Source organism: Citrobacter sp. CK189, from assembly GCF_030333505.1.
GTDB classification, from domain to species: Bacteria; Pseudomonadota; Gammaproteobacteria; order Enterobacterales; family Enterobacteriaceae; genus Citrobacter_B; species Citrobacter_B koseri.
Window position 1 is genome coordinate 91,867 of record NZ_JAOWFV010000020.1, and the last position, 10,966, is coordinate 102,832.

Annotated in this window: 9 protein-coding genes; 5 read left to right on the forward strand and 4 right to left on the reverse strand. The window is 56.6% G+C overall.

Annotated features, from left to right (window positions below):
* Positions 1-17: 17 nt before the first annotated feature.
* A complete protein-coding gene (locus OGV83_RS00565; RefSeq protein WP_012133851.1) occupies positions 18-389 on the reverse strand; it encodes a carboxymuconolactone decarboxylase family protein in 372 nt (123 codons plus the stop codon).
* Positions 390-480: 91 nt separating this feature from the next.
* On the opposite strand from OGV83_RS00565, the gene OGV83_RS00570 reads away from it, so the two are divergent.
* From OGV83_RS00570 to katG, 3 genes are all read left to right on the forward strand, one after another.
* Positions 481-1,389, forward strand: coding sequence for a LysR family transcriptional regulator (locus OGV83_RS00570; protein ID WP_286463010.1), 909 nt, complete (start codon positions 481-483; stop codon positions 1,387-1,389).
* Between the two features lie 157 nt (positions 1,390-1,546).
* Positions 1,547-2,437: a methylenetetrahydrofolate reductase gene (gene metF / locus OGV83_RS00575; RefSeq protein ID WP_012133849.1), complete on the forward strand. Its 891-nt coding sequence runs from the start codon at positions 1,547-1,549 to the stop codon at positions 2,435-2,437.
* 162 nt (positions 2,438-2,599) lie between these two features.
* A complete protein-coding gene (gene katG / locus OGV83_RS00580; protein WP_012133848.1) occupies positions 2,600-4,780 on the forward strand; it encodes a catalase/peroxidase HPI in 2,181 nt (726 codons plus the stop codon).
* A gap of 98 nt (positions 4,781-4,878) precedes the next feature.
* Here the strand turns inward: katG and gldA are convergent, their stop codons facing one another.
* From gldA to ptsP, 3 genes are read right to left on the reverse strand one after another with little or no spacing between them, the layout of a single operon-like run.
* Positions 4,879-5,982, reverse strand: a complete 1,104-nt coding sequence (gene gldA, locus OGV83_RS00585) for a bifunctional L-1,2-propanediol dehydrogenase/glycerol dehydrogenase (protein WP_012133847.1) — start codon at positions 5,980-5,982, stop codon at positions 4,879-4,881.
* 12 nt (positions 5,983-5,994) lie between these two features.
* Positions 5,995-6,657 carry a fructose-6-phosphate aldolase gene (gene fsa / locus OGV83_RS00590; RefSeq protein ID WP_058668384.1) on the reverse strand — a complete coding sequence of 221 codons (663 nt, stop codon included), beginning with the start codon at positions 6,655-6,657 and terminating at the stop codon, positions 5,995-5,997.
* Between the two features lie 11 nt (positions 6,658-6,668).
* Positions 6,669-9,170: a phosphoenolpyruvate--protein phosphotransferase gene (ptsP, locus tag OGV83_RS00595; protein ID WP_286463011.1), complete on the reverse strand. Its 2,502-nt coding sequence runs from the start codon at positions 9,168-9,170 to the stop codon at positions 6,669-6,671.
* A gap of 308 nt (positions 9,171-9,478) precedes the next feature.
* On the opposite strand from ptsP, the gene OGV83_RS00600 reads away from it, so the two are divergent.
* Positions 9,479-10,558: a PTS fructose transporter subunit EIIC gene (locus OGV83_RS00600; protein ID WP_012133843.1), complete on the forward strand. Its 1,080-nt coding sequence runs from the start codon at positions 9,479-9,481 to the stop codon at positions 10,556-10,558.
* Positions 10,559-10,572: 14 nt separating this feature from the next.
* Positions 10,573-10,893, forward strand: coding sequence for a PTS fructose-like transporter subunit IIB (locus OGV83_RS00605; protein WP_024130658.1), 321 nt, complete (start codon positions 10,573-10,575; stop codon positions 10,891-10,893).
* The last annotated feature ends 73 nt before the right edge of the window (positions 10,894-10,966 follow it).

Genomic DNA, 10,966 nt, shown 5'->3' on the forward strand with positions numbered 1-10,966 from the left:
CGCCGCCACCCGGCGCTTCACCGAGTCGCAAACACCTCTTTTGCGGCGAACAGACCGTTCAGCGCAGCCGGAAAACCGGCATAAACCGCCATCTGCATTATCACTTCGATAATTTCCTCCTGCGTTAACCCCACATGTCGCGCGGCGGCAATATGTACCTTCAACTGCGGCGTGGCGTTGCCCAGCGCGGTTAACGCGGCGACGGTTGCGATTTCCCGACTGCGTAAATCCAGCCCTGGCCGGGAATAGATATCGCCAAACGGAAATTCGATCAGATAGCGGGCAAAATCTGGCGCAATGTCTTGCAAACTTTCGATCACCGCATCGCCACCCTTGCCATCCACCTGTTGCAGCATTTTCTGACCGGTAATAAAGCGTTCTGAATGCATAGTGTATTCCTCGTTTGTCTGGAGTCTGTGGCGTGAGGATAGGGGGCGCGGAATGATTTGGATAATACCGTTTCCGTGATACCTTTTCGGTATGACAACATCCCCTTTGCACTCTCTGGATATCCGCCTGCTACGCTACTTTGCCGTGGTGGCGGAAGAGAACAATATGAGCCGCGCGGCACAGCGACTGTTTATGTCGCAACCGCCGCTGAGCCGCCATATTCGCCAGCTTGAAGAACGCCTGGGGGTGACGCTTTTTGTCCGTCATACTCGTGGACTCACGCTGACGGATGAGGGTCTGCGCGCGCTGGAAATCGTCCGCCCGCTGCTGGCGCAGCAGGACAAAACGTATGCTGCGCTGAATCAACTGGCGCAAACCGGCGCGCAATCGCTGCGTTTAGGGCTGAGCACCGCGTTTGAGCAGGGGATTTTTGCCCCCCTGGAGGCGCAGCTGAATACGCGTGTGGAGAGGCTGCATATTGTGCGTCATGGTTCGCCTGAACTGGTACGCCAGGCGCGTCGGGGGAAACTGGATGCGGCGCTGGTGGCGCTGCCGCTTGAGGCCACAGGGTTAACCGTCACGCCGCTCGACTGGCAAGAACCGTTGATTGCCGCATTACCCTCCGTCTGGCCGGAAGCGAGCCTGACGTCGCTCTCCTTAGCTGCGCTTAACCACCGCCCGCTGTTCTGGTTCAAACGGGAACGTAATCCGGCCTTTTTTGACTACACCCGACACATTTTCCGTCGCGCTGGTTACGCCCCCTCCTGCCTTGAAGAACCGCTGGAACATGATGTGCTGCTCGCGCGAATCGCCCACGGCGATGGCCTGAGTTTGCTCCCGGGCTCGTTTGCCGCTATTCAGCGCCAGGGCGTGATATTCCGCGTACTTAGCGACACTGAATTACGTATTCGTGCCGGGCTGGTGATGCTGCCTGAGAACGCTGTACGGTTGCGGTGGTTAAATACGCTTGCGATGCAATCCTTCATTATTTCGGACTGATTTGAATTTTTTTCACGTTGTCTGAGTATTCCTCACCTTTAACAGTGATTTTTCTGTTGACGGCATCCCACTTTTCGGTCATTTTTACATCCAGACGTCTAAACGGATAGATGTTCACAACACAACATATAATGACATGCGATTGATGAGGTAAGGTATGAGCTTTTTTCACGCCAACCAGCGGGAAGCCCTGAATCAGAGCCTGGCGGAAGTTCAGGGTCAGATTAATGTTTCGTTCGAGTTTTTCCCGCCGCGCACCAGTGAAATGGAGCAAACCTTGTGGAACTCTATCGATCGACTGAGCAGCCTGAAACCGAAGTTTGTCTCCGTGACCTACGGCGCCAACTCCGGTGAGCGCGACCGTACGCACAGCATCATCAAAGGCATTAAAGAGCGTACGGGCCTGGAAGCCGCGCCGCACCTGACCTGCATCGACGCCACCCGCGATGAACTGCGTACCATTGCCCAGGATTACTGGAATAACGGTATCCGCCATATTGTTGCCCTGCGCGGCGACCTGCCGCCGGGGAGCGGCAAGCCGGATATGTATGCCGCTGACCTGGTCAGCTTACTGAAAGAGGTTGCCGATTTTGATATCTCCGTCGCCGCTTACCCGGAAGTCCACCCGGAAGCGAAAAGCGCGCAGGCGGATCTGCTCAACCTGAAACGCAAAGTCGATGCTGGCGCTAACCGCGCAATTACCCAGTTTTTCTTCGATGTGGAAAGCTACCTGCGTTTTCGCGATCGCTGCGTCTCTGCGGGTATTGATGTCGAAATTATTCCGGGCATTCTGCCGGTCTCCAACTTTAAGCAGGCGAAGAAATTCGCTGATATGACTAACGTGCGTATTCCGGCGTGGATGTCACAGATGTTTGACGGCCTGGATGACGATGCGGAAACCCGCAAGCTGGTCGGGGCGAATATCGCGATGGACATGGTGAAGATCTTAAGCCGTGAAGGCGTGAAAGATTTCCACTTCTACACCCTGAACCGCGCTGAAATGAGTTACGCCATTTGCCACACGTTGGGTGTGCGGCCCGGCCTGTAACATGATTAGCCCTCTTCGGAGGGCTTTTTTATGCACATTTTGATCTGACGCCTGATACATAAATTTAAAAGATATTAGCTATCGAATCTGTGGGTTATTTCAACTATATCTTATCGTTGGTGATGTATATCGTAACGATAACACTGTAGAGGGAGCATATAGATGAGCATGTCTGACGATACCCATAATTCATTGTCTACCGGGAAGTGCCCTTTCCATCAGGGCAGCCACGACCGTAGCGCGGGTGCTGGCACCAGCAGCCACGACTGGTGGCCTAACCAACTCCGTGTAGATCTTTTGAATCAGCACTCCAACCGTTCGAACCCGCTGGGTGAGGACTTCGACTACCGCAAAGAATTTAGCAAACTCGACTATTCCGCCCTGAAAGGGGACCTTAAAGCTCTCCTGTCCGATTCTCAGCCGTGGTGGCCTGCGGACTGGGGCAGCTATGCCGGTCTGTTTATTCGTATGGCATGGCATGGCGCGGGCACTTATCGTTCCGTCGACGGGCGCGGCGGCGCCGGACGCGGGCAGCAGCGTTTTGCACCGCTGAACTCCTGGCCGGACAACGTCAGCCTGGATAAGGCGCGTCGTCTGCTGTGGCCTATCAAGCAGAAATATGGCCAGAAAATCTCTTGGGCCGACCTGTTTATTCTGGCGGGTAACGTGGCGCTGGAGAACTCCGGTTTCCGTACGTTCGGTTTTGGCGCCGGGCGTGAAGATGTGTGGGAACCGGATCTTGATGTGAACTGGGGGGATGAGAAAGCCTGGCTGACGCACCGTCATCCCGAAGCGCTGGCGAAAGCGCCGTTAGGCGCTACCGAAATGGGGCTTATCTACGTTAACCCGGAAGGGCCGGATCACAGCGGTGAACCGCTTTCCGCCGCTGCGGCTATCCGCGCGACGTTCGGCAATATGGGCATGAACGACGAAGAAACCGTGGCGCTGATTGGCGGCGGTCACACGCTGGGTAAAACCCACGGTGCGGCGGCGGCGTCCCATGTTGGCGTTGATCCAGAAGCCGCGCCGATTGAATTGCAGGGGCTGGGCTGGAGCAGTGACTACGGCAGCGGCGCAGGCGGCGATGCGATTACCTCGGGTCTGGAAGTGGTCTGGTCGCAGACGCCGACCCAGTGGAGTAATTACTTCTTCGAAAACCTGTTCAAATACGAGTGGGTGCAGACGCGCAGCCCGGCGGGCGCGATCCAGTTCGAAGCGGTTGATGCGCCAGAAATCATTCCCGATCCGTTCGATCCGTCGAAGAAACGTAAACCCACCATGCTGGTGACTGACCTGACGCTGCGTTTCGATCCAGAATTCGAGAAAATTTCCCGTCGTTTCCTCAACGATCCGCAGGCGTTTAACGAAGCATTCGCCCGCGCATGGTTCAAACTGACGCACAGGGATATGGGGCCAAAAGCGCGCTATATCGGGCCGGAAGTACCGAAAGAAGATCTGATTTGGCAGGACCCGCTGCCGCAGCCGGTATTTAATCCGAGCCAGGAAGACATCGTCAACCTGAAGGCCGCGATTGCCGCGTCCGGGCTTTCCGTCAGCGAACTGGTGTCGGTTGCATGGGCATCTGCGTCAACCTTCCGTGGCGGCGATAAACGTGGCGGCGCCAACGGCGCTCGCCTGGCTTTAGCACCGCAGCGAGACTGGGATGTGAACGCCGCTGCGGCGCGCGTTCTGCCGGTTCTGGAAGAGATTCAGAAATCGTCCGGGAAGGCGTCTCTGGCCGATATCATCGTCCTTGCGGGCGTTGTCGGTGTGGAGCAGGCAGCAAGTGCGGCGGGTGTCAGCATCAGCGTGCCGTTCGCGCCAGGCCGTGTGGATGCTCGTCAGGATCAGACGGATATCGAGATGTTTGAGCTTCTCGAACCGATCGCAGACGGCTTCCGTAACTATCGCGCACGGCTTGATGTGTCGACCACCGAGTCACTGCTGATTGATAAAGCGCAGCAGCTGACGCTGACCGCGCCGGAGATGACGGCGCTGGTGGGTGGGATGCGCGTTCTGGGCGCTAACTTTGATGGCAGCCAGAATGGCGTGTTTACCGACCGCCCGGGCGTACTCAGCAATGATTTCTTTGTGAATCTGCTGGATATGCGTAACGAGTGGAAAGCGGCGGACGAATCGAAAGAGCTGTTCGAAGGCCGCGATCGCCTGAGCGGTGAGGTGAAATTCACGGCGACCCGCGCAGACCTGGTATTCGGTTCTAACTCGGTACTGCGTGCCCTGGCGGAAGTTTACGCCAGCAGCGATGCGCGTGAGAAATTCGTGAAGGATTTCGTCGCGGCATGGGTGAAAGTGATGAACCTGGATCGTTTCGATCTGCTGTAAGCCATCTCAGTAAAATGTGTAGGCCGGATGAGCGTCAGCGCCATCCGGCAAATAAAAAAAGCCCGCACGATCTGCAGGCTTTTTGTCTCTCCTGACCGTTATTCCCACTCTTGCAGGAAACGCTGACCGTACTGGTCGGCAACCAGCAGGGCGGCGTAAACCTGATCCGGCGTGGCGCCGCCAGGCATGTTGTGAATGGTTTCGCCTTCCGCGCAGGAGGCTTCCGCCACCGTGCGCATCTTCGCCGGAATATCCTGCTTAATATCCAGTTGCGCCAGCGTGATCGGCAGGCCAACGGAATGGCACAACGCCGCAGCGGTTTCAATCTCTTCAACCGGCGCGTTTTCCAGTACCAGTTGCGTCAGCGTGCCGAACGCCACTTTCTCACCGTGATAGTAGTGATGCGCGTCTGGAATCGCCGTCAGGCCGTTATGTATGGCATGCGCCGCCGCCAGACCGCCGCTTTCAAAACCGACGCCGCTCAGGTAAGTGTTGGCTTCAATCACGCGTTCCAGCGCCGGCGTGACGACATGCTGCTCAGCCGCCAGCATGGCCTTTTCACCCTCTTCGATCAGCGTGTTATAGCACAACTCCGCCAGCGCGAGCGCCGCCTGTGTACACTTGCCGCCCGCCATCGTGGTCGCGCCGCTGCGTGAACAGGCGCGCGCTTCAAACCAGGTCGCCAGCGCATCGCCGATACCGGCAGCCAGCAGACGCGCGGGCGCGCCCGCAACGATTTTGGTATCAACAATCACCATATTCGGGTTACGCGGCAGCATCAGATAGCGTTCAAACTCGCCTGCATCGGTGTAGATCACGGAAAGCGCGCTACAGGGGGCATCGGTAGAGGCGATGGTCGGCGCGATAGCGACCGGGACATCCATAAAGTGGGCCAGCGCTTTCGCGGTATCCAGCGTTTTGCCGCCGCCGATGCCGAGAACGGCGCCGCACTGCGCTTTATCTGCGACGATACGCAGACGATCGATTTCATTTTGCGAACATTCGCCGCCAAATGGCGCGATTTCCAGAGCCAGTCCGGCATCCTGGAAACTTTTCTCCAGCGCGGACTGGGCAAAATTTAAGACAAACTTGTCTCCGACCACCAGCCAGCGTTCGGCCAGGGGTTTGAGATATTCTCCAAGACGTGTGATGACATCTGCACCCTGGATGTATTTACCAGGAGATTGAATAATGTGGTCCATACTTTATTTCCCTCACAGGTTGATGTGGCCAAATGCGTTATTCCAGTCTTGCTCAAACTTCCCTATAGCTGACTCTACCGCAGGGGTATTGAGCATTTGTTGAGCTACATCTAAAGGAAGGGTGATTGCTTCGCATCCTGCGAGTAAGCAATCCAGCGCCTGACGCGGCGTTTTAAAGCTGGCGGCCAGTACCATGCTGCCCGGCGCATGCATCTCCAGCAAGGTTTGCAGTTCCTGCACCATACGGATGCCGTCGCCGCCCTGGGCATCAACCCGATTGACATACGGGGCGACGTATTTTGCGCCTGCCAGCGCCGCCAGTAAGCCCTGCGCTGCGCTGTAGACAGCCGTTCCCAGCGTCGTAATACCTTCTTTTTTGAGCTGTTTGATCGCCGCGAGACCTTCGGCAGTGACCGGAATCTTCACCACAATACCGGGAATGGCATTGCTCAGGCGTTTGGCTTCTTCCACCATTCCTTGCGCATCGCGGCTCATCGTCTGGGCAAATAGCGTTCCCTCTTCGCCGATGGCTTTTTGCAGGCGAGGCAGTACATCCCAGATGGATTCTTTACTCGCCGCCACAATGCTTGGGTTGGTGGTGACGCCAGCAACAGGGAAGATGCGCGCCAGACGTTCGACTTCCGCGACGTTCGCGGTATCCAGATAGAGTTCCATTTTGCTCCCTCTTAGAGTTCAAGTTCATGTTGCAACAGGCTGGCAATTGCCTCGGCAGATGCGGCGTTGACCAGCGCGTTGCGGAATTCTTCGTGCATAATGCGGCGGGCCAGGCGTGAGAAAATGCGCATATGCTGGTCGCCTGCGGCGTGTTTGTTGAGTGTCAGCATGATGATGAACTGCGCATCGTCATCGCCCCAGCGTACCGGCGCTTTCAGACGCGCTACGCTGATGGTGGACTGCTCAATGTGTTCAGATTTGCTGTGTGGAATGGCGAAGCTAAACCCTAACCCGGTGGAGAACACGGCTTCACGCGCCCACAGGTCGGCCTCCAGCTTGCGCGGGTAGCGACAGCGGCTTGCCAGCAGCAGGTTGTCGGTCATCCCCTTGATCACCTCTTCTTTGCTGCGCCAGTCGCTATCAAGCGTGATGCACTGGGCGGTGACCAGCGGCGCGTCCTGCTGGGTCATGCGGAATTGCGCCAGCAGATGCTCCACTTCCAGCGAGGTGCGACAGGCCATCGCCTGATTCAGCAACTGGCGGCAGGCACGACTGTCGAGCTGCGCCATCCGCGCTTTGGCGGCAGGAATTGACGGGGCGCTCATGCTGATCTCGTCCAGCCCCAGTCCGACCAGCAGCGGCAACACTGACCCTTTCGCGCCGAGTTCGCCGCACAGGCCAATCCATTTCCCCTGACGATGTACCGCCTGTACGGCGAAATCCAGCGCGCGCAGGAAGGCCGGATTCAGGCTGTTGTAGTGACGGGTGACTTTGGCGTTGTCGCGATCGACCGCCAGCAGATATTGCGTCAGGTCATTGCTGCCAATACTGAAGAAATCGATCTCTTCACAGCACTGGTCGATGATGAACATCACCGATGGCACTTCCAGCATGATGCCGAGGGGGATCTTCTCATCAAACGGGACGTGCTCGTTGCGTAACTGCTGTTTAGCCTCCGCCAGCTTCTCTTTGACCCACAGGATCTCTTCCATTGAGGAGATCATCGGGATCATGATTTTCAGGCTGCCGTGTGCGGAAGCGCGGAGGATCGATCGCAACTGCGTGGTAAACAGCGTGGCGTACTCTTCATATATACGTACGGCGCGATAGCCGAGGAACGGGTTGGCTTCCGCAGGAATGTTCAGATAATCAACGGGCTTGTCACCGCCGATATCCATCGTGCGCACAATAATGCTACGGCCCTGTGCGGACTCCAGCGCCTGGCAAAAAATGTTGTACAGCTCGTTCTCGCAAGGTGCGCTGGTTCTGTCCATATACAGCATTTCTGTACGGAACAGACCAACCGCTTCCGCGCCGTTGCCGAATGCCGCTTGCGCTTCGACGGAGTGCGCAATGTTGGCGGCCACTTCCATACGGATACCGTCGGCAGTGCGCGCTTGTTGGGTCAGCCAGATACGCTGTTGCTCGCGTAAAGCGTCCTGCACGCGGGCTTCCTGTTGGTAGTAACGGGTGACGGGTTCATCTGGCGCAACGACAATCGCACCGGCGTTGCCGTCGATATAGACCGTCTGGTGCAGCCACGGTGTTAGTGCCTCAATATCCACGCCAACCAGCGTGGGAATGTTGAATGAGCGGGCAAGAATAACCGTGTGCGAAGTCGTACCGCCGCTTTTTAACAACAAGCCTTTGAGGAACGTTTTATCCAGTTCGAGGAACTGGCTTGGGGTGAGTTCATCGGCCATACAGACGGTGGGTTGGATCAGTTTGCCTGGCGCCGGGAAGCGTTGTTCGCCATAAATTTGTTGCAGGAGCTGGAAACAGACGTCGCGTACGTCCAGCGCGCGTTCCTGTAAATAGCGGCTGCTGGAACGGGCAAACTCATCACAAAAGTGTCCGGCGCTTTCGACTATCGCCTGCGCACAGCTTAAACCGCGCGCAACGCCTGCCAGCAAATGTTGGCGCAGGGAGGTGTCGCCAGCCAGCGAACGGTGGGCTTCCAGAATAGCGCTGGTGGCGCCGTCGCTGTCGAGCTGGCGGAACGCAATATTCTTTATCAGCAGCGTTAAGCCGTTATCCAGCGCAGATTGTTCGGTCTCTATATCACTGGCAGCAGGAAGTTCGCCGAGCGTATTGAGATCCAGCGAGGAGAGCTGCGTCAGAACGCCGCCCGCGCTGCCGGTGCAGACGGCGTGGGCGCGAAAAAACAGCGGGTTCAGGTTTGTCAGCGATGCCGGAAGCGGCTCCAGCTCACTGTTTTTGATCTCCGCCAGAGGCGCATCGCAAAGGGGGAATTCATCGCGCAGCCATTGGCTCAGGCGCTGGTGGGCATCCTGTTCGTCCGTACCCGAAATCAATAACTGACAGGCGTCGCCTGCCAGCGTGTCGGTGCCAATCAGCGCCAGCGCGCTTTTGGCGTTGCCTTTACGGTCGGTGCGCAGGTTATGCCACTCAATGTGTGAGGTAAAGGTATTGCACAGCGTCTCAACGTGGCTTGCCGGGCGGGCGTGTACGCCATTGGGCAGCTCACAGGTAAATTCCACAATCAGGGCCATTGCCTTTCTCCCATAACGATTTTCTGGCTACAGGATAAAAGGGCGTTGCCGCATAGTGCCATGTGACAAAACTGCCAAACGCTGGACAAATGTAACATACACGTCAAATTGCGAGACACTTCACAAGTCGAAGTACGGCATCTTATTCCTGAGGTTTAATAAGTTATGAGGCGGATCGCATTTTTTGACTGATATTACAAAAATCCAGTAAATGGCCTTTTTATCCACTGTCTGCGCCGCGTTGGATTGCCTATTGTTTGCCACAACAACGTTATGGATAGGGGCCTGAAGTGGCCCGGGAGCGACTTATGAAAGAGTTGGTGCAGATCCTGAAAAACACCCGTCAACATCTGATGACCGGTGTTTCGCATATGATCCCCTTCGTCGTAGCGGGTGGGATCTTGCTGGCGGTTTCCGTCATGCTGTATGGCAAAGGCGCTGTTCCCGATGCCGCGACCGATCCTAATCTCAAGAAGCTTTTTGATATTGGCGTCGCAGGACTGACGCTGATGGTGCCTTTTCTTGCCGCCTATATCGGTTACTCCATTGCTGAACGTTCCGCGCTGGCGCCTTGCGCGATCGGCGCCTGGGTGGGCAACAGCTTTGGCGCCGGGTTCTTTGGCGCGCTCATTGCCGGGATTATCGGCGGTATCGTCGTGCATTATCTGAAGAAAATCCCGGTGCATAAGGTATTGCGCTCGGTGATGCCTATCTTCGTTATCCCTATCGTCGGCACCTTCATTACCGCAGGCATCATGATGTGGGGGCTGGGCGAACCGGTTGGCGCGTTAACCACCAGCCTGACCCAATGGCTGCAAGGAATGCAGCAGGGCAGCATCGTGCTGCTGGCGGTCATCATGGGGCTGATGCTGGCCTTCGATATGGGCGGCCCGATTAATAAAGTGGCCTACGCCTTCATGCTGATTTGCGTGGCGCAGGGCGTATACAGCGTGGTGGCGATTGCTGCGGTGGGTATCTGCGTTCCGCCGCTGGGTCTGGGCCTGGCAACGCTGGTTGGCCGTAAAAACTTCTCTTCTGAAGAACGTGAAGCCGGTAAAGCCGCGCTGGTAATGGGCTGCGTTGGGGTCACGGAAGGCGCGATTCCCTTCGCCGCCGCCGATCCGCTGCGCGTGATCCCGTCCATTATGGTTGGCTCTGCCTGTGGTGCGGTAACGGCTGCGCTGTTTGGCGCGCAGTGTTATGCCGGCTGGGGCGGGCTGATTGTTCTACCGGTTGTGGAAGGCAAGCTGGGTTATATCGCGGCAGTCGCTGTCGGGGCGGTAGTGACGGCAATCTGCGTTAACGTGCTGAAAAGTCTGGCGCGTAAGAAAGTGTCTCAGGTTGATGAGAAAGAAGACGACCTGGATTTAGAGTTTGAGATGAATTAAGTGAGGAATGAGCCATGACGAAGATTATCGCAGTAACAGCATGTCCTTCTGGTGTCGCACACACTTATATGGCGGCCGAAGCGCTGGAAAGCGCGGCCAAAGCGAAAGGCTGGGAAGTCAAAGTCGAGACCCAGGGCTCGATTGGTCTGGAAAACGAACTGACTGCGGCGGATGTGGCGGATGCGGATATGGTGATTCTGACCAAAGATATCGGCATCAAGTTCGAGGAACGCTTTGCGGGTAAAACCATTGTCCGCGTCAACATCAGCGATGCGGTAAAACGCGCCGATGCCATTATGAACAAAATTGACGCGCATCTTTCGCAAATCGCTTAACGTTAGAATGCCCGATGGCGCAAGCTTATCGGGCCTACGATGTTAATCCCCGTAGGCCGGATAAGGCGATCAC